Source organism: Desulfopila sp. IMCC35008 (genome assembly GCF_010646885.2).
GTDB lineage: Bacteria > Desulfobacterota > Desulfobulbia > Desulfobulbales > Desulfocapsaceae > Desulfopila.
Genome location: NZ_CP050700.1, coordinates 3,273,046 through 3,296,297 on the forward strand (window position 1 = coordinate 3,273,046; position 23,252 = coordinate 3,296,297).

Here is a 23,252-nt window from a genome sequence, read left to right on the forward strand (position 1 = left end):
TTTCCCGGATAACTTACGATTATGCAAACTAAAATTTCATCGGTAGAGAACTCACTTTCGGCCCTCTGCGATCATGTCCATCACTCTTCCACATCCCACCATGACAAGGTGCCGATGGTGGTCAAGAAATTACTTAACTCGTGGAAGGCAAAAGAATGTTACGATCATATCAGTCCGGTTTCCATTCCCTCCCACGAAAAGATTATCGATATCGTCTGCCAGACACGACGCATTCTGTTCCCCGGGTATTTCACCACCACCCAACTCCATGCCTCAAACCTCGAGTACTGTATTGGCAAGGAGACAACTGACCTCTACGATAAACTTTCCGAGCAAATCACCATGGCCATCCGCCACGACTGCCGTCGCAACGGGTTGCCGTGTACCAACTGCGAGCAAAAAAGCCACCAGATAGCATTTAAGTTTATCGAAAAATTGCCGGAAGTTGCCTCCATCCTTGCTTCAGATATCCGGTCGACCCTGGACGGAGACCCGGCCACAGAAAATCCGGATGAGGTGATATTCAGCTATCCCGGCCTCCTGGCAACTTCAATCTTCCGGTTGGCCCACGAACTTTTTCTGCTTAAGGTACCGATCATTCCCCGCATCATGACAGAATATGCCCACAGTCAGACAGGTATCGACATCCATCCGGGTGCTACCTGCGGACCGGGTCTCTTTATCGATCACGGTACAGGAGTTGTTATCGGCGAGACAACCATTATCGGTAACAACGTACGATTATACCAGGGTGTCACCCTCGGTGCCCTCTCTCTCCCCCGTGATGCCGGCGAAAAACTGAGGCACACCAAACGACACCCGACCATTGAAGATGATGTTATTGTCTATTCCAATACAACTATTCTTGGCGGGGACACAGTAATAGGTGCCCGTTCCATCATCGGCGGTAATATCTGGCTCACAGAGAGCGTAGCCCCGGATACCCGGGTATTGCTCAAACGTCCGGAACTTATCTATTCCAATTCAGTTAAGTAATAATTTCAACCACAGGATAAACAATGACTGCCAGATTGTTTGAAACCATAGGCAATACCCCTCTTATCTCCCTCGACAATTTTGGCGCCGGATGCGGTGCAACCCTGATCGGAAAACAGGAATCAAGAAATCCGCTCGGCAGTGTCAAGTGCCGGATTGCAGCCGCCATGATTGAGGCTGCTGAAAAAGACGGGATTCTTGGAAAAAGAACGACTGTCGTCGAACCGACCAGTGGCAATACAGGTCTTGGACTCGCATTTATCTGTGCCGCAAAACAGATTCGTTTGATCCTTACCATGCCGGAATCGATGTCCATTGAAAGGCGTAAACTGCTTAAACACCTGGGGGCAGAACTCATCCTCACCCCGGCACCAAAAGGAATGAACGGAGCAATCGAGGAGGCGCGCAGGATAACAGAGTCTATTGAGGACAGTTTTATGCCGAACCAATTCTCAAACCCTGCCTGTGTAACAATTCACAGGAAGACAACAGCAGAAGAGATTTGGCGGGACACCAAGGGTACCATCGACATATTTGTTGCCGGTGTAGGCACGGGCGGGACCATTACCGGCTGCTCGGAACGCCTCAAGGAACTGAACCCCAATCTGTATACCATTGCCGTGGAGCCCGAAGCGTCACCTGTACTTTCCGGAGGTAAGCCGGGACCACACCCTATCCAGGGGATTGGCCCAGGGTTCATACCGGACATCCTCAACCTTGAGGTAGTCGATGAAATCGTTACCATCGATGGGGACAGCGCCTTCAATACGGCAAGGGAACTGGCCCGCACAGAGGGAATTCTCTGCGGAATTTCCAGCGGGGCAGCAGCTCATGTTGCACGCGAGATTGCCAAAGAGGAAAAAAATGCGGGTAAAACCATTGTTTTCATCATCCCTGACACAGGTGAAAGGTACCTCTCGACCCCCCTGTTGAATGAGGAGTAGGAAAGATATGGAAATCTTATGCAGGTACTGGAATTACACTGGTAATTCCTATAACTTCGTATTATGATTTCATGAAATTTCACTACATCCATGGGGGGACGTAACCATCGAAACCAGGCACCTACGAATATTTACGGCTGTTTACAGGAATAAGAGCTTTACCAAGGCAGCAGAACAACTGTTTACCAGTCAGCCAACAGTAAGTGAGCACATCCGGAACCTTGAGTCCTACCTGGACTGTTCCCTGTTCGACAGAATGGGAAGATCCATCATCCCGACCAAGGAAGCCAACATCCTCTACCCGAAAGCAGTGGCCATACTGGAAGATCTGCAAAAGCTTGAAGATGAGGTCGCTATGGCTGGTAAAACAGTCACCGGCGAGCTTGTGATTGGGGCAAGTACCATACCTGGAGCATACCTGCTGCCTTCCATTGCCTCAAAGTTCAAGCAACAATATCCTCGGATTTCCTTTGAGGTGCAGATTGACGATTCAGCAAAGATTGTGACCGCCATCCAGGAAAATAACCTGCTGCTCGGAATAGTCGGTGCCAAACTCCCGGCACGCCAGATCAATTATATCCCTTTTGCCGATGATGAGCTGGTCCTGGTGGCTGCGCCCGACAACCCTATTCCGGACACCATAAAACCGAACGATTTGCTCAAGCACCCTTTTATACTGCGGGAAAACGGGTCCGGCACACTCAAGAACACTGAAGTCCTGCTGAGTGAGAAAAATATCGGCCTTGACAGGATGAATATTGCCGCCACACTCGGTTCCAGCACAGCGGTGAAAGAAGCCGTCAAGTATGATCTTGGCGTTTCGTTTATCTCAATGCACGCCGTAAAAGAAGAGCTGAAATATGGCTCCCTCAGGAAAATCGAGGTAAAAGGTGTGAGCATGGAGCGGAACCTCTATATCGCCATCGCCAAAAAGAGATCATTACCCCATCACTACCAGGTCTTTCTCGATTTCCTCAAGAACCTGGCCGAAATTTAAGAAAGGCAAGACCTTTTCTATTTCCCCCCGCAGCATTTTCTGATGGTGCGGGGGTTTTGTTTCCTATTCCAGGTGAATCCCGGTCATTCTTTCTCCTCAGGTTGCAATCATTCCAAATTCATGAGATAGTATATCTGTACCGAAACGGGATTACACTTTCTCATATGTCCCGATATGTTACAAACTATTCCCTTCACGGGCCTGTAGCTTGATCTCCCCCGTGAATTCCACTTTTACTAAATTTCCTTTTTATGATTACGAAGGGACTCTATATTCAGCTGCATAGTATTCACGGTCTTATCCGCGGACACTCTCTGGAACTTGGCCGGGATGCCGACACCGGCGGTCAGACAAAATATGTGGTCGAACTGGCAAAACATCTGGCCGCCCATGAGAATGTTGCCCGGGTCGACCTTGTCACGCGGCTTATCAATGATAACAGGGTATCTGACGATTACGCACAACCAATCGAACAGATATCAGACAAAGCGCGGATTATCAGGATTCAATGCGGCGGAAGGAAATACATACGAAAAGAATTACTCTGGCCTCATCTTGAAGAATTTGTCGACAAAACCATCAAGTTCATAACCTCCCAAGGCCGGCATCCGGACATTTTCCATGGTCATTATGCCGATTCCGGATATGTCGCCCTGCAACTCGCCGATGCCTTCGACACCCCATTTATTTTCACCGGTCACTCGATGGGGCGTAACAAACTCGCCAAGCTGCTTGGAGAAGGCATAAAGGAATCCGAGATCCAGCGTCGATACAAGTTGTCGACCCGTATTGATCACGAGGAACAGATCATCTCCGAAGCGGATATGATCATTACCTCCACCCACCAGGAGATCGAGAAACAGTATGGGCTCTATGAAAACGGTGAAGATGCACCCTGCTGCGTCATCCCTCCAGGTATCGATGTTAAGCCTTTTTACCCCTATTATGATGTACAGCTTGACGGCGATCTGGTATCCGAAGAAGACAAACAGGTTCTCGTCACCCTGCAGGATGAACTTCACCGCTTCTGGGCCAAACCTGACAAACCATTTATCCTGGCCCTCTGCAGACCCGACCAGAGAAAAAACATAGCCGGACTCATCGAGGCGTATGGCAGGGATAACGAATTACAGGCACTGGCCAACCTGGCTATTTTTGCAGGCATCCGTCAGGATATAAACGAAATGGGCGAGAACGAAAAAGCAGTGCTGACCGACATGCTCCTGCAGATGGACCGCTTTGATCTCTATGGAAAACTTGCCATCCCCAAAAAGCATGACTTCAATACTGAGGTGCCCAGCCTGTATCGTATGTGTGCTGAAAAAGGGGGCGTTTTCATCAACCCAGCCCTTGTCGAACCATTCGGTATAACCTTGATCGAGGCCTCAGCCTGCGGTCTGCCCATAGTGGCAACCAACGACGGTGGTCCTGTCGATATCATCAAAAACTGCGACAGCGGTCTGCTGGTTGATGTTGGCAATACTGATGAGATTGGTTCAGCCTTAAAACAAATCCTGGTCGACCCCAAGTTATGGAACCGATTCTCCAATAACGGTATTAACGGGGTTCGACAACATTATTCCTGGAGTAATCACTGTGCAAATGCCGTCACTGAATATTGCAACCTGCTCCCGGATTGCAAGAAGAAATCTGAAGACCGTAGAAAAGGAGTGCGGCATATGCAACGACCGTCATTTGGAAAAAGGTTGACCGGTCTCAATAAACTGATGATCACCGATATCGACAACACCCTGATAGGCGACAACAAGAGTCTCTACATGTTGCTCGACCTCCTCGAACAACATCGTAAAAATCTCGCCTGGGGTGTGGCCACCGGTCGCAGCCTTGAACTGACACTTGAGGCCATGACCGAATACAACATTCCCATTCCGGACATCCTGATCTGTTCTGTCGGGACAGAAATGTATTACGGTCCCAATATGCACATGGATAAGGGGTGGCAACGTCACATCTCGAATGCCTGGAAACCCGAAGCCATAAAAGATGTTCTTCAGGATTTCGATTTTCTCTCATTCCAGGAAGCTGAAGGCCAAAGAAGCCACAAGATAAGTTACTATCTCGAAAACAAGGACAACCGCCTGGAAAAGATTAATGACGCCCTCAAAGAGAACAAACTGCGCTGCCAGGTAATATATTCCCATGGCCAGTTTCTTGATATACTGCCCTTTCGTGCCTCCAAAGGCAAGGCCGTCAACTACCTGCAATATAAGTATGAATTTTTACCCCGGCACATCATGGTTGCTGGAGACTCAGGTAATGATGCGGACATGCTGCAAGCCAAGACGAGAGGATTGGTTGTAGGTAACCACAGTGAGGAACTGGAACCCCTCAGGAGCTCCCCCAGAATTTATTTTGCCAACGGAAAATATGCTGCCGGAATTATTGAAGGGCTGCATCACTATTCCATCATCTGACCTGTATTTCTCATGAGCATTGTATCCATTCAGGATTTGAGCAATGAACAGAGCCAACTAGCCAGATTTTCTCATCATGTGAAAAATTATACCACAGGCATATACTTAATATCTCGGAGTCTCGTTCCTCACTTACCGGAGGATAAGATTTTGAGCATAACGAAGATATTGACCAAAAGGGCAGTGTTAGGATGGGAACCAACTTTAATCCACTGTTAAAAAAACTTCGAACCTGACGCCGCCTGCACTGATGAAAAATCCGGGCTAAATCTTGCCCGCTCTCCGCCTAAGGACACGGATGGAGACATATCCCTTCAACCACTCTCCATCTCGGCAGCCAGCCGTCTGTACTGCAGGTGATAAAGCATCTCCAGATACCGGTTGGCTCCCTGGCGTTCCAGGTTGGTGACGTATTTCCAGAAGCCGTAGATACAGGTGAGTGACAATAATCGCCGGGAATAGAGACTCCAGGTGTAGTTGTTTTTGACCCGTTCCTCACCACCACTCGATATCCTTTGCCAATAGTCCGGTTCCATATCACATTTCGCAAAAAAATCGTTCAGGATCCTGGCTGATGTTTCACCATAGTTTGGATCAATATGAAAGCCGGAAACACCATCGACAATGATCTCCAAAGGACCTCCATACCGAGTGGCAAAGGTAGGCAATCCGGAAGCCATCGCCTCGATAACTGTCAGACCGAACGCCTCAAAAAATGCAGGCTGCACAAACCCCCCCTTACGATCGGCAATACAACGGTACAATTCGCCCGATAAACGCTTATCCAGCCGTACTCCGAGCCAGCGGACCTGCCCATCCAGGCCGCAGTTATTGAACAGTTCGTGCATTATCCGGATCTGGGCACGCTCCTCCTCGTCGCCCGATCGGTCCGGATGAACCGTTCCCCCAATGATGACCAGGTTTGTCTTTTCTCGCAACTCTTCACTCTCGGCAAACCACCTGACCAAGCCGGTAAGATTCTTGATTCTGTCCAAACGTGCCATGGAAAAGAGAATTGGTTTCTCCCTGTTTTCAAGAACACCTCTGCCTTCTGGATGCGGTCCGCCAAAGAGGAGTTCTTCGATATCATCATGAAATTCGTGAAATCGTTGTTCCGAAGAGAAAGAAAAATATACATCCTCATCGGCGCCAGGCGAGACGATATTGAACTTGGGGTCAAAAGGGTTTATCCCCTGCACCACACGCTGCAGCCCCGGCATGGTAAACGAGGAATAACTCTCATACTGGCCGACTACATCTTCTGATCCTGCAATTTCCTGATACGTTGAGGTAATGATAAAATCCGCCGAATTCATGGCGATCATATCTGCTGTAAACTGGCAGGAAAAATGATACTGCTCCTCCATCTGCTTCCAATATAAAGCGGAATAGAGATATTTGGTCTTCTCAAGAGCATGGGCGATAGTGCAATTGGTCACACCAAGTTCACGGGACATGATGTAGGACACCATATTACCATCCGAATAGTTACCAATAATCAAGTCAGGCCGACGCCCCAACCGGCTCACGATACTCTTTTTCGCCTCATCAGCAAATCGTTCCAGGTACGGCCACACTTCAAAACGCGAGATCCAGTTTGGTAGAATCGAGCCGTCTTCACGTCGGAATGGTATTCTGACGATATGGACGTTATCAGTGTCGCAGACGTGTTCTTCTGCCAGGTTACAAGTAGTATCACCAGCCTCCGGTATGAGGCGGGTTACAATCAGGATCTGCGGCTGTATATCCAGACCATGGTCATAAATACGTTTTTGCATCTCCTTTTCCAGGGAGCGCACCTGATCGAGAATATATACGATCTGCCCTCCGGTATCCGGTAAACCGAGAACATTTTCCTGACCGAAATAACCATGGGGGGAGAGAACCACCACATTGAAGATCATCGGCACACCGGTAATAAACCGTTCCAGGTTCGAGTGATCAGGTGCTTCCAGTAAATCAGCCAGTCTGCTCAAACTATCACGCACCTGTTCCGCCCGTCGACCCCAGCCAGGTTCAAACCCGAGCTGTCCCAAATCCTTTGCCATGTCCTGCCAGAGGGTGTCTTCGGCTTTGGTTTTCAGGTAATCGAGCCCGTCGCTTAGCGCAGAGCGAAGCTGATCCACGGAATCAATCCCACTATTAATCATAAACGGCTGATCGCCGTAACCATGCACCCTCAGAAAAGAGAGAATCAGTTCATCTCCCCCGGTCAGTTTATGAGATAGTTTTGATGAGAAAACACGATTCAGGAATTGAACACCGTGACCAATTGAGCGGATCTGGGTCATCTTCGGGAAATCCCTTTCAAACGGCTGCAGGTCGATCTCAAGAACCTGCTGTTGCTGCTCCTCTCCCAAGACCATTCGTTCTTTAAAAACAAGGAAATCGTTGCAGGTCGTCTCCCTCAGCAGGCGGGTGGAAAAATTGTATTTCAAATAGTGCCACCGGGCCACCTTGGGTCGAATGGAGAGATACAGCCACTCCTTATCCATCGCCGCCTCCTGCGCCTTGGAGACTCCACCTGCCAGTGGGGATGTCTTCAGGCCTAGACCGGGGTTGTCGTCACAGTAGAGAACAAACTCATCCCACAGTTCACTGCCGAGCATCAATTTCTTGTCAAGCAATTGCAGACGCCGAAAAAACTTCTCGACGATATCACTGTTGATGGTAACAAAATCGATCAGCTTATCAAACATATCGGACCTATGGTGGAAGATGGAGCAAGAAGAGAGTTTCAAAGCTTCATGGCCAGAAAAAGATAAAATATGTGAGCCATTACCCGATGGTAGCAGATAGTGACTCAATCATACAAGTTCTTTTAGTAAACCTGTTGGATATACCCTTTCTCAACCACGGTCTGTACTATTTTCTGATTTCTAACTTGTCAATAAACGAACGATTATGATTCAATAAGGAAAATGTGAAAATATAGCCCCATCACCTACTTCTGACATGGAGCAACTATGTTCGACTCCCTCTCATTTAAACCCACCGCACTCATTGTAGAGGATGAGGAAACCCAACTTCTTATGCTGCTGTCAAAACTTGAAAAGCTCGGGTTTAATGTTCTTGCAGGGAAAAACGGTCAGGATGGATTAGAGCTCTGGGCCGACCATATTGATCAGATCCGTATCGTTATCACCGATATCAACATGCCTTTAGTTGACGGGTTTGAGGTCATCAAGACCATCAGAGCCCAGGAACGCTACTATACGTACATTATGGTTCTCACAGTTCGTGAGGATAAGGACTCCGTCATCAGGGCCCTTGAAAACGGTGCAGACGATTATGTAACCAAACCAATCATACAAGAGGAACTGGCCTTGCGCCTTAACGGCGCAAGACAGACGTTACGTCTTCAGGATCATCACGACCTGGTTTCTGCACTGGCAGAATTAGCCTCCGAACGAAGTGGAGAAAGTGGTGTGCACCTCCGACGCACAAAAGAGTACTGCAGGATTATTGCAACAGATCTCCTTAAACATAATAAAACCCATGTCATAACCGAACAGGTCGCTGAAGATATCGCAAACATAAGTGTATTGCACGATATCGGCAAACAGGGTATCCCGGACGGACTTTTGAATAAAAGAGGGCGATACACCCCAAAAGAATTTGAAATTATTAAGGACCACACTACAATAGGCGGCGAACTGCTCATGAAGTTGTACCGTAAGACCGGTTCATCATTTTTATTGCTCGGCCATGAAGTAGCGATGTTTCATCACGAGCGCTGGGACGGCAATGGATACCCAGTGGGGTTACAAGGCGATGGAATCCCACTGTCTGCACGAATTATGTGTTTTGCCGATGTATTTGATGCACTGCTCTCCAAAAGGCCTTACAAAGACCCGATGTCCATCGCCCATACAGAATCGTACCTGAAGGAAGAAAAAGGCAAGCACTTCGACCCAATGATCGTCGAGTGTTATGAACGAAACCGGGATAAGTTTCTCCAGGTTCATGAATCGATAAAAGATAAAAGATCATCTACTTACTTATAATTATGGACGCGTACACCGAAGCACACCTCTTTGTTGCCGCCATGCGGCTGCTCCAGCATACATCCGGCACCCAGCCATCAATCGATGAGATCTGCACCATGCTGGATATATCAATCGAACAGGGACTGGCAACCGGTCGTAAATTGGCTGATAAAGGAATCGTGGAAAAAATGACAGATCCGTTTTCGGTCCGTTTTGCGATTAAAGATCACATCGGCATTGAAAACCTGCCCCGTGAAACCAGTGAAGAGACAGGCCTGTCACTGGAGCTTGAACAGTTTATGGCCAAAAAGAAGAAGGATGAGAAAAAGATAGAAACAATTCAGGCGGAGCTGGACAGGAAAAAACAAGCCATGTTCGAGTCAATTGAACAGAAATTGAAAAAAAAAATGGGTGATAAAGGCTGACTCCCATCCCGATTTCATCATGACCATTGTCCGATTTTCATAAATCATCTATTGGTCATCGCTTACAACCTTCATTTTATTCAGGTAATTTGCACAATGGTCATGAGAAATATGGTCTAAGCCTGACAGACCCGATAGACTTCTTCGATAGTTGTCTGTCCCTGTAAAACTTTCATTGCCCCATCCCTGTTAAGGGTAATCATGCCATTCTTGGCCACCGCGAATTGCTTGATCGCATTGGCATCAGACGTCTGCATAACAAGGGTTTTTAACTCTTTAGTCATCAGCAGCAATTCAAAGATACCATATCTGCCGCGATACCCTGTATGATGACATTTAGAGCAACCCACTTCCCTGAAAAGTTTTTTCCCTTCCATCTTCTCCGGATTCAAGCCAATTTTCCTGAGCTCGGCTTTATCGGGAAGATAGGCTTCCTTGCAGTTCTCACAGAGTATTCGTATAAGTCGCTGGGCGAGAATAGCGTTTATGGAAGAGGCAATAAGAAAAGGTTCTATGCCCATGTCGCGCAAACGGGTAATGGCACTGGCAGCATCATTGGTATGCAGGGTTGAGAAAACAAGATGGCCCGTCAGTGCTGACTGGATGGCGATTTCAGCCGTCTCCGTATCGCGGATCTCACCAACCAGGATAACATCAGGATCCTGACGGACAATGGAGCGAAGCCCCGAGGCGAAGGTCAGATCAATCTTCGGATTCACCTGTACCTGGCCGATCCCCGAGATCCTGTATTCCACCGGGTCCTCTACCGTGATGATGTTTATATCGGTATTGTTAATTGATGTCAGTGCCGCATAAAGGGTCGTGGTCTTACCCGAACCGGTGGGCCCGGTTACCAGAATAATACCGTTCGGAGATTTAATTTGTTTGGAGAATTTTTCCAGCCTATCCGCCGGCATGCCAAGATCGATGAGGGAAATCAACACAGACGATTTATCGAGCAGACGCAACACCACCCGTTCACCAAAGGAAGTGGGGAGCGTGGATACCCGGACATCTATTTCTTTATTACCAACTTTTAACTCGATACGACCATCCTGGGGTAATCTCTTTTCTGCGATATCGAGTTTCGCCATGATCTTTACCCTCGAGATCAGGCTTGACTGCACATGTTTGGGAGGGCTGAACATATCATAGAGGATACCGTCCAGACGTTGGCGAATTTTCATACTGTTCTGGTAGGGCTCAATATGAATATCAGACGCCCCGTCGCGGACGGCCTGGGAAAACATGAGGTTAACAAGGCGGATAACAGGTGAGGCGCTGGTATCATCCAGCAGGTCACCCACCTCCTCTATTTCCGAAAACAATCTCTCAGGATCCTCCTCGTCGATATCCTGCATCACCTCTTCGGCAGTATCAAGCGTCATGTCATAAGAATAGTTTATGGCCTTTATTATCGCCTGATGCGGGCAGAGTACAGACTTCAGCTCCTCCACCCCAAGTACTCTCCTCACCTCATCGACCGACTGAAAAAGAGTGGGATCGTTAATGGCCAGAAAACTCCCTTCCGGGGTGGTGATCGGCACCATCTTGTTTTTTTTCAGGAAACTGATCGGCAACCGGGAAGTGAAATCGGTATTAATCTCAGGCGGCAGGGCGTAGACAACCTCCATGCCGAACTGGATGCCCAGTGCTTTCAAAATGTCAAATTCATCAATCTCGCGGGATCGCATGAGTGCCTCACCCACTCGATCACCCCTTTCAAGACCGGCCTTGATGGCCTCATTCACGACCTCAGGCTCAACACCTGAGATATCACCTAATATTTCACCGAGTCGTTTCATTTCGAGAGTCTCATCCTGCCACTACCGACCATGTATGCCATATCACTTTTTTTCCATTTGTTTTTTCAGCCGTTCATAGTTCTCCCTGGCAATTTGGGTTAGCGAAAGCCCCTCTTTTTCAGGATCGCTGGTTTCAAAGGCCACGGCCTTGGTATCTAACATGATGACATCCTGATAATAATCCAGGGCCTTTCCATATTCTTTATTATGCTCAGCCACCACTCCCATATTGAGCAAGGCAAATGGGTTCTTTGAGTCAATAGCAAGCGCTTCCTGAAAATATGTTCCGGCTTCCTTGATTTTTCCGGCCATCAGCATCTCATACCCTCTTTCCGCAAGGGTCACCGCATGCCTGGGATTCGCGACTTTGGTGAGAGTCTCCCTCACACCCGGAAGCACGGTGCCGATACTGTCTTCTTTTTCCAGGGTTACCCCGGCAATATCTGCAGGATTTCGTACTATTCTTGGCGTGATAAATATAAACATATTGGTCTTGACGGTTGTTGTCGACCTGCTTTTAAACAACCAGCCGAGAAAAGGAATATCACCCAATAGCGGAACCTTGTTCTCACTCAAGGTGGCATCCTCACCAATAATTCCGCCTATTACGATGGTATCGCTGTCGTTCACGATGACCGTCGTTGAGGTCGTTCTCTTAAAGGTCGTCGGCCTCAACTCAAGTGAATTGGCTGCAAGCCGTGTTATCTCGGTTTCAATTTCCAACCTCATCGTGTCCGCCTGATTGATTTGCGGCGTAATCCTCAAGGTTGTCGCCACATCACGATATTCATATTGGGTGTAATCCTGAGAGCTGTCCGTGGTATTCTGACTTGTGATATAGGGCACATTCTCACCCACACTGATCTCTGCCTTTTTATTATCTGTTGTCAGGATCTGGGGAGTCGAAATGATATTGATGTCCGTATCACTCTTATAGGCACGCAGTATAGCTGCTATATTGGGGAAGGTGACCCCACCAATCTCAATACCCTGTTTGAGGACACCAAGAGAAAAGCCGGAAGGTAAGGTTGGGTTCTCCCCGCTTATGCCGCCAATACTGTCAAAAGGGCTCTCTGAGTTACTGGTGAAACCAGTTGCCAACTGGCCTGTATCGTCGGCGAACATACCTGCTGCCGCCCACTCAACACCAACATCAAAATCCTTGGTGGTATCGACTTCAAGTATCAATGCCTCCAGATAGACCATCTGCCTCGGGATATCAAGCTTCTTTATAACCCCTTCCAGGACGGCATATTCCTCACGGCTGGCAGTGATAATCAGAGAGTTGGTCTCCTCATCGGGCATGACCTTGACGTTTGTTGAAATGGGTGGAGCCTTACCTTTTTCCGTAGTACCTGTTTTGCTTTCCGGCAGGGCGTTAAGAACCTTGGCCAGTTCCGTTGCATTGGCATTCTGCAAATAATAGACATGAATATTCCCCTCGTTCCGCTGAACGGGGGTATCGAGTCTGGCAACCAGTGAACGAACACGGGCAACCTCTTCTGAACTTGCCAGCACCACAACGGAATTTACCCGCTCATAGGGAACCACCCTAACTGATGTCTTCTGGGCAGCTCCTTTCTTAACGGCCCCAGTACGTTGGTAAATGGTGTTGAGAATCTTGGCAATAGAGTCAGCGGCAGCGTTTTCAAGCTGGATCACCGCCACTTCCTCCTCAGTAAATTCCACATCGAGGGTCTCGATTATTTTGAGCAGGCGCTGGATGTTTGACAACGTCTCGGTCAAGACCAACATACCGGACTGGGAGTGGGCAATCACCACCGAGGTCTTTGAGACAAGTGGTGTCAGCACCTTTTTCATGGCATCCGGGGAGGAATGTTTGAGTGGAACAAGCTGAGTAACGACCTTATCTTCCGGATGGACAGTCATCCCGGAACTAATGGTCTCGATACTTTTTGACCGGGCAGCAGCGGATGGGATAATCTTTATAACAGACCCGGAAGGAACAGTAGTAAAACCATGCACTTCAAGAACAGATTCGAAGACTCGGTATGCTTCATCTTCCGATATTTTGGTCGGAGACAGGATCGTCACATTGCCCTGCACCGCCTTATCGATCACAAAATTTTTGCCACTCAACTCACTGATATATTGAATGAACAGGCGAATATCGACATTGTTGAGATCAAGCGTCACAAACTTTTTACCGCTGACCGCCGGTTTATCACCAATAACTGTCTGTTGCTGACAATATCCTGGATTCGAAGCCAGACCACTCAGCATCAGGAATGCACCAAACAGGACAATGTATTTCCACAAACGGCCCATAATTCTCCCCGCTTTATTCACTTCACAACAATTGTTCGTTGCCACACTTTCTCCCTGCTACTCTGTTATGTCCTGCACATTGGTTTCCGCCTCCGGCTCCATTGAATCGGAATCAGATGGGGAAACATTTATTTCTTCCTCCGCCTCCATTGAATCGGAATCAGATAGAGGGGCGTCCTCTGCAGGTTGTCTTCTTGAACTGATTATCTTCCGCGTCGGACGAACCACCCGTGGTCTGAGCCTGTTTGTCGTTGTTGCAGGTTCAGTATCGGATTGTATACCCGGCATCACTGCAGCTCTTCTGCGCGGCAGATTAGCCGCCACAGGACCGGGAGGAGCCTTGGGTGCATATTTGCCCGCCTCGCTCATGTCCAGGATCTCGTCCTGGGCATCTACATTTAAGACGATACTTCCCCGGCGAATTTCCTTGATCAGCGCCCCCTGTATCTGGTCACCCACCCGGTAGATATCCTGTTTCCTGTCTTTTTTAGTCAGGATAATCGCCCGGTCTTCATCATTTTTCCCAAAAATAGTACCCATAAGAACGAGCTCCAGGGAAGTGGGCTCCAATTCCTCAGCCTTGGTATTCGTCTGCTTGGCTGCAAGCTTTTTCTCCGGTGGTTGTCCGAAAAGATTGCGTTTCGTGATTATTGAATAATCCACAGGTGTCTGTCGCTTGGCCGGTTTATCTTTCGGCTGTACGATGGTCTGTTCCTGAGCGACCTGGGGACTCATCTTTTCACTAAAGACAAATTTTTCCACTGTAAAATAAAAAAGTTCAACGCTTACAACACAGCCGACTGTTATGAACAGGAACGGGAGTATCCGGGAAATTCTCGAGTCCATTGAATCACCCGCTACCGAAGGCGAACCGGGGATTCCCGGTCGTCCCTTTCATATAGAAAGGGATCTGATTTTTCTGGTACTGTTTCTGCAGCCGTTTCACTACCCGTAAAATTCTGGGTTTCTTTTTCAGGAATTCCTTTTCAATTTCCAGGTTCCCGTTCAACCCTAAGCGCCAGCCGGAGAATCTGCCGATCACCTGAACATTACCACCATAATCGGCCGTAAAACCGTCTGTTTTCATTACCCCGTTCGTCAGGGTTATATTCTTGTCAGTATACTGAAAATCGCCAGTAACCTGCTTGATCTCCAATTCCCTCAGGGTAAGAATAGGCTGCCTCAGAACAGTTTTACCTTCCACAAGTACATACTGCCCACTCCCCTTTCCCTTGGCCCCTTCCTGCCATGATCCGGAATATTGACCGGTAACCCCGAATGTACCAAACAGTTCCCTTTTTACCCCGCTTGTAAGCGATTCAAGCTCTTCAAAGCGAACACCGGCAACCTCTACGCCGGAGAATTCAAAGTCCTTCCTGAAAGGATAAATCATCACCTCTGTCCTCACCGTACCACCATGTAGGGTCGCCGTAACCGTGTAAGCACGTCCCAACCCTTCTAAAGTCGGTGTAACCTGCACATCCTTAAACATTATTAAGGGGTTGCCGTCAATTCTACGGGAGACCAGCAGATGCTTGAACAAAACACTGTAAGGAGCCACATATCCGGCAGGACCAAATGAGCATTCAATTGCCGGGAATGCCGCCTCAAGTTTTCGAGCCAGGAAATCCCCAGCTTCTTCTTTTGGGAATCGTACATAAAGCAGGACACCAGTCAACAATAGCCCATACATGAAATAGATAAATAACCTGCGAACAGGTACCATCATCGCCATTGCTAGCCAGCCTCCGTAAACGTTACGACCTGAAGTATCACATCGAGCATTCCTTGTTCCTTCGAACTGGCCTGAATAGAGATCCTGCGGACGGAAACCACATTGACATCGGATTCAATTCCTCGTAAAAACCTGACCAGATGGGGCAGATCCACTTCCTGCAGCTTCATCTCAACCAGGGACTCTGAAAATTCGTCGTCCCCCTCCACCACAGACGGTTTCATATATTTTATCTGCTGTTTGACATCAGCCGCTGCCGCCTGCTGATCGAGAAACGTGAACAGGGTGAATCCCTTTTGCCGTCTGGCCAGATTTGTCTTAATGCCGCCTTCCTGCTTGCGCAGCTCGCCATATTCCTGTTGCAGCAATCGCATTTCCAGCAAGTCTTTCTGCTTTCTTTCAATGGATTTCTGCAAACGTTCCCTGTTCTCGAAATAAGGCGAAATCATAAAATGAAAGATCAGCACACCTATAACAAAAAACACACCCACTGCCAGGGTCACCTTCTCCCTCTGGCCGAGCTGGTCGATTCCTGATCTGGCCCTTATCCCCGCCAGCGTTTTCTCTGGTATGCGCAGCCGTTTCATTCTTGGGTAAACTCCAGTTTCAGCTCAAAACGAACGCCTTCCCCTTTCGGGGCAAGGTTGGCGGAGGCAATCTCGACGGTGCTGAAGTAATCAGATTTTTCCAGTTCTTTCTGTACACTGTCTACTATATTGAAATCCTTTGTCTCACCTCTCAGGCGCAGATCATCACCATCGGCCACAAAACGGGTCAACGTAAGAGGAAGACTGGCCGGTATCCGGGAGGACAATTCGGCGAGCAGGTCCAGTTTGTGAAATTTCGCAGTCCCGTTGCCCACTCCGCTATAAAGTTCCCGGGTTTCCCGAACCTTTACCTCCATCTGTTTTCGGGCATCCTGTATTTTTGTTACTTCCGGCAGGGTCTGTTTAAATACGGCAATTATCTCTGCCTGCAGCCTGTCACGTTCAGCATTGAGGTTGCGAATATCCATCAGACAAAAAAAGATCAGACCGGCGCATAGTGCCGCCACGGGAATCAGCGCCTTTACACCCATCCTGCGAAGATTCTTGATTGACTGACGTTTCCGGAACTGCCCACTTCTCAGGTTAACAAGGTTTTTATCCTTCTTGTCACACAAAGCAAGTGAGAGAGTTCCATTCAGGTCATGCTCATCCCATTCAACCTCTCCCGGCGGGACAATTTTCAGTAAAGGTCGCTGCCCCGCACTATACAGTTTTACAGGTTGAACCAGCTCCTCCTGTAATCGCGCCAATATTGCGGGTGCACCACCAACTGTACCGGTAACAAAACAGGGAATTTCCTCGCTCAGGAAAACGGTCTTTCGGGTACTGAGCATTGTTTGGCGGATAGTGCCAAACAATTCAACCAGATAGCTGTCAAGCCTGCTGCCACCATCACTTTCCGCTATAACCTCTTCGGCCGAAATATTCAGCGGGCGAATCAGCATCAGACGACCGAGTTCAACAACGATAAGAGTTGTCTGTTTCAATCCCATATCAAGAAGCAAAAACGAGCTGTGCTCCCCATACTGTTGGATAAGGTCGATGCACTCCGGCAGTCCTGCCACAGTTATGATTTCCGGGTCCAGGCCCAGCCCCTCCAAACCGGCCAACAGCTCCATCAATTGCTCTCGGCCCAGCATTGCCGTTATAATTGCCCCTTCGTCCGAATTGTCAGGATAGACCAGAAAATCGAAATGGATATCACTGCTCCTGCAGGTGGTCAGCTCCTCAATTTCCAGTGGCAGTATTTTTTCTATCTTCTGTCTGTCCTTAAAGGGAAGTTTGAGGTTCCTGAACAGGAACCTTTCGGCACAGAGAGAAACCCGGCAACCTCCACCGGTTACGCCTAACAGTTCAACAAGCTCCCTTAACGACCCCGCAATGTCGACATCATCTAGTGGCACCACCCCATAGTCCCGGACCTGGGAAGCCTTTTGTCCGCTTTCGAGTATCAGGCCGCTTATCTCATTCTGCCCGATATGTATGGCAAGCAGTGTTTCCACTCGTTACTCCACCTTCTTGTATAGCATCCCAACGTGATTATCCTTATCTCGCTCCATCACTGCGATAATCTCACGTCGCAGGTCATGGAACGAACCGGCCGCCACCAACCTGAAATAGGTACTCTTGGTGGTAATGACCTTTTCCGGCAGTATAATATCACCCGGCCAGCCGGAAACAGAGTTATACCAGTTTTTCTCTTTCAGGTTCTCCCGATTACCCTCTTCCTTTCGGTATTCAGTGAGTGTATCGATCATATCCATAGAGAGCTGCGGTGCCATGGCCCGAATAAGCTCTCCGGGAGCAGTGTTTATATTGATGGTTCCATCATTGCCGAACACCGTAACAAAATCAGCAAGCCCTTTGTTGTCTCCTTCACCCATAAGGAGTTCAGGGGTTATGCCTTTTACCAGCAGCAGCTCCTCGATAGTAGCAACCGCACCGTTCCTGCATGAGTACGGTTCATTGAGCGAGCGGTAATACCCTGACTCGGCCCCAAAATCAGACTCTCTGTCATCTTCATCAAGCCAATCCACCAGGGCATCGACAATATCCCTGGCCATTTCTTCTCCTTCCAGTTCAAAAGTACCGGAAAGAAGCAATTGCTTCAATATTTCTCTGTTTTCATTTGCATTATTGTTGTTTTCACCCTCTTTACCATGCTCCACCAGGCTATTGATCTGGAGCAGACCGGACAGGTCCTGCACCTGGAGTTCCAGCTCTCCTCTTGCAAATAAACCTTGAAATACCTCAGCTTCCAGTGTTCCCCACACATCCTGTAAGCTATCGAAATCGTTTTCTTCACCGTCATTCTCAAGCAGCAGGCTACCGATATTAAGAGCAGAATTTGCAATCAGGTGCTGTTGCCATCCATCCATGGAGGTTGCCGCTGTCAGGTAGTTTTGTCTCATCCCCCTGCTGAACTGGATTGTTACCGCCACAAGAAGACTTATTACCATAATGGTGATAAGCAGGGCCATACCCTCATTATTGCCAAGGATTGTTCTATTTTTTATCATTGCCAGACAACCTCCCCGGCAGGATGGCAACAGCTGTACGAAACAATCGGCTTTCTTCTTCATCCATGGGATTTCCGAAACGCAGTTCAACCTTTATTACTACCGGCAACTGTAGTTGCTTTTCTTCCTGGTTATCCGAAGCTTCATTGTCATTCCCTTGCCAGTTATCCTGTTCGTCGCCTTCGGAGTTGAGGTAGGTCAGCTTGAACTCTTTCAGGTTTTCCCCGAGCAGCTCCCCTTGTTCCTCCTCGTCAGCCTGCTCCTCCTCGACCGGTGTTAGTGGATTATCGAGTCTGTAAAGCGACAACAGGCCGGATTCCTCATTTTCTACAGTTGAATAGGTAATGACTGTTACCCCGGCATACTGATCATTCCGGTTAAAGCGCAGATGCGCAGTAGAAGTAAAAGAGAGACGGTCTCCCCTCTTCCCATCCACATCTTCCTGCTCACCGTCCATTATCCCCCCATCACCTGCGAAGGTCGATTCAAGATCCGCTTCTATCCGTTCGAGTATTATACGGGCCTGCCCCTCCATTTTAGCCTGGAACTCAGATTTCTGGACATTATGGAAAGTAGTCCTGTAGGCCCCAAACACTGTTGTAATAACGACGGAAAAAACGAATATGGCAAGCAAAAGCTCCAACAGGGTAAATCCGGCTGATGACATCACTCTCACCTTGTTGCTATCATGTGTATCAGCCATCCTTCCTGAGCTCCCGGCCGAACCAGGTAAAAGTTGAACTTTGACTGCTCTCATTCCATGAAACAGTCAGATCAACCTTGTATAAGGGGTGCTCTCCTCCGTCCAGCTCAAGCTGCTCAAAACTTGCTTCCTCAACTTCAGTTTTCCAGCTGTACCCGGCAAACTCTTCACCAAAATCACCTTCGTCCGCCATATACGACCTGATACCCGATTCATATTCAGCGACTATCTCCCTGGCAAGCAAGGCCGCAGTGGTATTAAACTTAGCATCGATGGCAAGTGAAAGACTTGATGACTGGGAACTAAAAAGGCTGGTCAGGGCTATAGCAATAATAGATATGGCAATGAGGACTTCAAGAAGAGTAAAGCCACAGGTGTTCCGTATACAATGAAACAAGGAAGTGAGGCCTGGTGATTGCCCGCCATGCTTGGAGACAATAGGATTGTGTAAACTATTTTTCCGGCTCATAATAGCCATCCCTGACTTCAATGTCCGGCACAAACGGGGATAAAAGCAGGCTGACGCCATCACCATCCTTGTTTTCAAGATGAATGATACTCCGGTCCAGATACCCCTGCCTGCTGATCCATATTTCTACAAGACCAGTGTCAACAATACCACCGGATTGATTCCAAAAGTCGCGGATTGTTACCTCATCAGCAAGGTGCAGGATTGATTTTTCCTCCAGCTCCGGTTCCTTGTCATTCTCCGGCTTTTCAGGATTATCCAGCCGGTGATATACCCGGTTTTCGGCCAGATCCAGAAAGAGCAGGTAGGCCCGTTGTTCACGCAACCCTTTTTCCCGCACTGTCTTGATATAGCCAATCAGTTTCCGGGAATCACTCCTGAGAGAATCGTCAAGTAGGGCCTGCCGAAAAGCGGGTACACCGGTCATGAGCAACAGACCCATCAACGCGCAGACGACAATCAGCTCCAACAGGCTAAAACCGGCAGCCTGTTTTGTGGGCTGCGTTCCCTTTTCAGCGACCTGAACTGGTGACATCGGGATCTGACTGTTACTCCAGTTCCCAACTATTTATATCAGCAGCCTCGCCCTCTCCGCCCGCTTCACCATCAGCACCATAGGAACTCAAATCGTAATCGCCCTGGGTACCAGGACTAAGATATATATACTCATTTCCCCAAGGATCCAAAGGCACCTTTTTCTTCTCGAGGTAGCCCTCTTTCCATTTAGGTGGCAGTTTACCCGTTGTCGGTGCTTCCACCAGTGCCTGGAGCCCCTGATCCGTTGAGGGGTACATACCGTTATCAAGCTTATACATCTTGAGCGCCGTCTCTATACCCTCTATCTGGACAGACGCCTTTGTGCGTTTCGCCTTTCCTGGATGGCTCATAAGTTTCGGGCCTATATAGCCGGCCAGAATCCCGATAATGACAAGAACAACCAATATCTCAATAAGGGTAAAACCCTTTTGGTCAGCGATCTTCGTAACACACTTCCTGCAACTGCATACTTTCATAATAACCCAGCTTTTTTTCTTTTGAGGAATACAGCGGTTGACGCTGTTAACAACAGTACACAAAAAACTGTCCCGACGGCCAAGGTTAACGATCCGGCGAGACTCAGACTACAGAAACCAACCACCGGCAGCAAGGCGATACGGGTTACCGCACGGGCAGCATCACTCTGCCGGATAAGATCAGCCACAGGTGGCGAGTTCCGATAATAAAAGGAAATAAAATGTCTCCCAAATCTCGATGTTTTCAAGTAACGATCACGGAACTGGCGAAGAACAGAGACATGTTTATCGAGAAAAGAACCGTACGCCGCCGTGGCAATAAAACAGGCGTCGTCCGTTATAAAGCTCAATTCGTTGCCGTAAACAACGGTAGTATCGGCTAGAACTGCGTAAGCCCTCACATAATACCTCTGGCCGGGAGTGATATCGTAAATATCACTCCCATAGATACCGATCCCGCTGCCATCGGAAGTCTGCCCGTTTCGAACCACATCATAATTGTAGCTCTTCCCGCTATCAGGAAAAATCCCGCCACTTTCGTCGGTTGCTGTGGTACCTGATGATTCAGACTCATCAGCATCGTCTGTTGACTCCCTGTAAACAGGATGGGGAATAATAGAATAGACAACCCCACGCTGGCTTACCTCACCCGGCAGACACTCTTCAAAACAGAGATCGTAGCAGTCAGTATCGCCATCCTCGCACTTGTACTCACAATAATCCTCACAGGCACCGGTCGTCACACGTTCAGTGAGATTACCACCAGTTACCGCACTGTTTCTGCTCACATTTGAGATCGGTAAGGTCTGGAGAAAGTACGCACCGGTAGCAACACCAGGAATGGCAGCGCTCCGGCTGGTCCCACCTCCATCTTCACTACTATAACGCAAAACGGCGAAATCGCTGTCCGCTCCATCACTTGTGAAACCAGCTACAACAACACCTCCGGCAGGATGGACGGCAATCGCCCGGCTTTCATCTTCATTTGCTCCAATATCAGTAACCAATACTTCAATCAGGTCATTTACATCATAGACAATAGCCTGCCCTGAAGCATCGGACTCGGTTTCATCTGCGCCCCCTGAGTCTGTTTCTGCCTCTACCTGGGTGCCCACTCCCGGAAGCTTCAGCGGATCCATCTGCATGTAGAGAATATCTTTTCCAGAATCGGTCTGCCCGACACCGGCCAGAGCCATAACCCCGTCCGCCTGAACGCCGACACCATAAGCAACACCATCATAGCCGAGATCAATTCTGGCCACGTTATCCCCGGTTACATCATCGCCGGACTCACCGTCTTGTGTCAAAACCAAGACGATTGGGTCACGATACACACCATTATCTCCGAAACCAACCGCGACCAGGCCACCTGCCGGGAGGAGCTGCAGATCATGAAGTTCAGAATCTTTTCCTTCAAGGTCAAGGGTTACCAAACCCTGGTTACCATAGGCCGTATCAACTCCCCCATCCCCACCAATCCGGATGAGGGCTATATCCACCGACTCTTCCTGAACAAGCCCCCCGGCCAGCAGCATCCTGTCGTCTGAAAGCAGAACAACATCATTCACCGTGAGATCACCGGATCCGTTTACAGTCGCAAAACCGTCTTCACCGAAGTTTTCATCAACGACTCCGGCAGAATCAATCCTGACTCCGACTGCCGCCCTATTCTGCTCATCCACTTGAGAGGTACCAGCTATATAGAGAGTCCCGTCTGCAGCAAGAGCCACCCCTGAAGCAGTCTCTTCACTGCCCGAACGGGTAATGACCAGCTGTCCACCGTTCCCGAAAGGCTTATCGAGGGTGCCGTCTTCAAGCAGGCGAACAACGATCATATCCGCATCACCGTTATTGGTTGACCCGACGAGGAGGATTTTACCATCCGGCTGCAGGGTAACCGCAGAGGCCACAGTATCTCCAGTCCCAAGGCTGAAGGTGGCAAATCCCTGCCCATTGAAGTCTAGATCAAGAGTGCCGTCCGGAAGGTAACGGGCTACAGCCAGATTCCTGACCGCTCCGTTGAAATTATACCCCACCACAACTGTTTTACCATCCGGCTGCACCACGAGGTCTGCCGCCTGGTCGTCACCGGTACCGAAATCGGTCACTGCAACGCCCTGACTCCCAAAATCAGCATCCAACAAAGCAGTGTAGCCAAAGTTTGGATAACAGATTGATATCAGGAAGCATACGACACATTGAAACAGCAAAATGTTCGATCTGGACACAACAACACCCCCAATCGTTATTCGATATTGAGACAGTAAGTACTGATAATAGAACAACCGGTACTCTCTCTGTATACACCAAACAGCGATAAATATTCAAACTGAATCGACAAATCCGGCAGCTTCATCAAGCTGTCAACGGCTACTCCCTTATCAA

The 23,252-nt window shown here is 48.6% G+C and carries 19 protein-coding genes; 6 read left to right on the plus strand and 13 right to left on the minus strand.

The window, feature by feature from the left end; translation table 11 throughout:
• Window positions 1–21: 21 nt before the first annotated feature.
• From GA520_RS14275 to GA520_RS14290, 4 genes are all read left to right on the plus strand, one after another.
• On the plus strand, window positions 22–996 hold the full coding sequence (locus GA520_RS14275) for a serine O-acetyltransferase (RefSeq protein WP_163338246.1): 975 nt from the start codon (window positions 22–24) through the stop codon (window positions 994–996).
• Between the two features lie 23 nt (window positions 997–1,019).
• Complete coding sequence (gene cysK, locus GA520_RS14280) at window positions 1,020–1,940, plus strand: cysteine synthase A (RefSeq protein ID WP_163338245.1); 921 nt, start codon at window positions 1,020–1,022, stop codon at window positions 1,938–1,940.
• Between the two features lie 127 nt (window positions 1,941–2,067).
• Window positions 2,068–2,937, plus strand: a complete 870-nt coding sequence (locus tag GA520_RS14285; RefSeq protein WP_304511344.1) for a selenium metabolism-associated LysR family transcriptional regulator — start codon at window positions 2,068–2,070, stop codon at window positions 2,935–2,937.
• A gap of 251 nt (window positions 2,938–3,188) precedes the next feature.
• Window positions 3,189–5,372 (plus strand): HAD-IIB family hydrolase, encoded by a 2,184-nt coding sequence (locus GA520_RS14290; RefSeq protein WP_163338243.1) that lies wholly within the window; start codon window positions 3,189–3,191, stop codon window positions 5,370–5,372.
• Window positions 5,373–5,686: 314 nt separating this feature from the next.
• On the opposite strand, the gene GA520_RS14295 is transcribed toward GA520_RS14290, so the two are convergent.
• Entirely contained in the window at window positions 5,687–8,071 is a 2,385-nt protein-coding gene (locus tag GA520_RS14295) for a sucrose synthase (RefSeq protein WP_163338242.1), read from the minus strand.
• Between the two features lie 267 nt (window positions 8,072–8,338).
• Here GA520_RS14295 and GA520_RS14300 point away from each other — a divergent pair, with 267 nt between their 5' ends.
• Both GA520_RS14300 and GA520_RS14305 read left to right on the plus strand, forming a co-directional pair.
• Window positions 8,339–9,379, plus strand: coding sequence for an HD domain-containing phosphohydrolase (locus tag GA520_RS14300; protein WP_163338241.1), 1,041 nt, complete (start codon window positions 8,339–8,341; stop codon window positions 9,377–9,379).
• Window positions 9,380–9,381: 2 nt separating this feature from the next.
• Window positions 9,382–9,786 (plus strand): hypothetical protein, encoded by a 405-nt coding sequence (locus GA520_RS14305; RefSeq protein ID WP_163338240.1) that lies wholly within the window; start codon window positions 9,382–9,384, stop codon window positions 9,784–9,786.
• A gap of 116 nt (window positions 9,787–9,902) precedes the next feature.
• Here GA520_RS14305 and gspE read toward each other — a convergent pair whose 3' ends face one another.
• From gspE to GA520_RS14365, 12 genes are read right to left on the minus strand one after another with little or no spacing between them, the layout of a single operon-like run.
• A complete protein-coding gene (gene gspE / locus GA520_RS14310) occupies window positions 9,903–11,591 on the minus strand; it encodes a type II secretion system ATPase GspE (protein ID WP_163338239.1) in 1,689 nt (562 codons plus the stop codon).
• A gap of 42 nt (window positions 11,592–11,633) precedes the next feature.
• On the minus strand, window positions 11,634–13,925 hold the full coding sequence (gspD, locus tag GA520_RS14315; RefSeq protein ID WP_163338238.1) for a type II secretion system secretin GspD: 2,292 nt from the start codon (window positions 13,923–13,925) through the stop codon (window positions 11,634–11,636).
• A gap of 12 nt (window positions 13,926–13,937) precedes the next feature.
• Complete coding sequence (locus GA520_RS14320) at window positions 13,938–14,726, minus strand: type II secretion system protein N (RefSeq protein ID WP_163338237.1); 789 nt, start codon at window positions 14,724–14,726, stop codon at window positions 13,938–13,940.
• Between the two features lie 4 nt (window positions 14,727–14,730).
• Window positions 14,731–15,615 (minus strand): type II secretion system protein GspN, encoded by an 885-nt coding sequence (gene gspN, locus GA520_RS14325; protein ID WP_163338236.1) that lies wholly within the window; start codon window positions 15,613–15,615, stop codon window positions 14,731–14,733.
• 2 nt (window positions 15,616–15,617) lie between these two features.
• Window positions 15,618–16,202, minus strand: coding sequence for a type II secretion system protein GspM (gene gspM, locus GA520_RS14330; RefSeq protein WP_163338235.1), 585 nt, complete (start codon window positions 16,200–16,202; stop codon window positions 15,618–15,620).
• Window positions 16,199–17,665 (minus strand): type II secretion system protein GspL, encoded by a 1,467-nt coding sequence (gene gspL, locus GA520_RS14335; protein WP_163338234.1) that lies wholly within the window; start codon window positions 17,663–17,665, stop codon window positions 16,199–16,201. The genes gspM and gspL overlap by 4 nt, the downstream gene beginning before the upstream one ends.
• A gap of 3 nt (window positions 17,666–17,668) precedes the next feature.
• Window positions 17,669–18,682, minus strand: a complete 1,014-nt coding sequence (gspK, locus tag GA520_RS14340) for a type II secretion system minor pseudopilin GspK (protein ID WP_163338233.1) — start codon at window positions 18,680–18,682, stop codon at window positions 17,669–17,671.
• On the minus strand, window positions 18,669–19,385 hold the full coding sequence (locus GA520_RS14345; protein ID WP_163338232.1) for a type II secretion system protein J: 717 nt from the start codon (window positions 19,383–19,385) through the stop codon (window positions 18,669–18,671). The genes gspK and GA520_RS14345 overlap by 14 nt, the downstream gene beginning before the upstream one ends.
• Window positions 19,378–19,854, minus strand: a complete 477-nt coding sequence (locus GA520_RS14350) for a prepilin-type N-terminal cleavage/methylation domain-containing protein (RefSeq protein ID WP_163338231.1) — start codon at window positions 19,852–19,854, stop codon at window positions 19,378–19,380. The genes GA520_RS14345 and GA520_RS14350 overlap by 8 nt, the downstream gene beginning before the upstream one ends.
• Window positions 19,838–20,389 carry a Tfp pilus assembly protein FimT/FimU gene (locus GA520_RS14355; RefSeq protein ID WP_163338230.1) on the minus strand — a complete coding sequence of 184 codons (552 nt, stop codon included), beginning with the start codon at window positions 20,387–20,389 and terminating at the stop codon, window positions 19,838–19,840. The genes GA520_RS14350 and GA520_RS14355 overlap by 17 nt, the downstream gene beginning before the upstream one ends.
• Window positions 20,390–20,402: 13 nt before the next feature.
• On the minus strand, window positions 20,403–20,867 hold the full coding sequence (gene gspG / locus GA520_RS14360) for a type II secretion system major pseudopilin GspG (protein ID WP_163338229.1): 465 nt from the start codon (window positions 20,865–20,867) through the stop codon (window positions 20,403–20,405).
• Window positions 20,864–23,095 carry a delta-60 repeat domain-containing protein gene (locus GA520_RS14365; protein ID WP_163338228.1) on the minus strand — a complete coding sequence of 744 codons (2,232 nt, stop codon included), beginning with the start codon at window positions 23,093–23,095 and terminating at the stop codon, window positions 20,864–20,866. The genes gspG and GA520_RS14365 overlap by 4 nt, the downstream gene beginning before the upstream one ends.
• Between the last annotated feature and the right edge of the window lie 157 nt (window positions 23,096–23,252).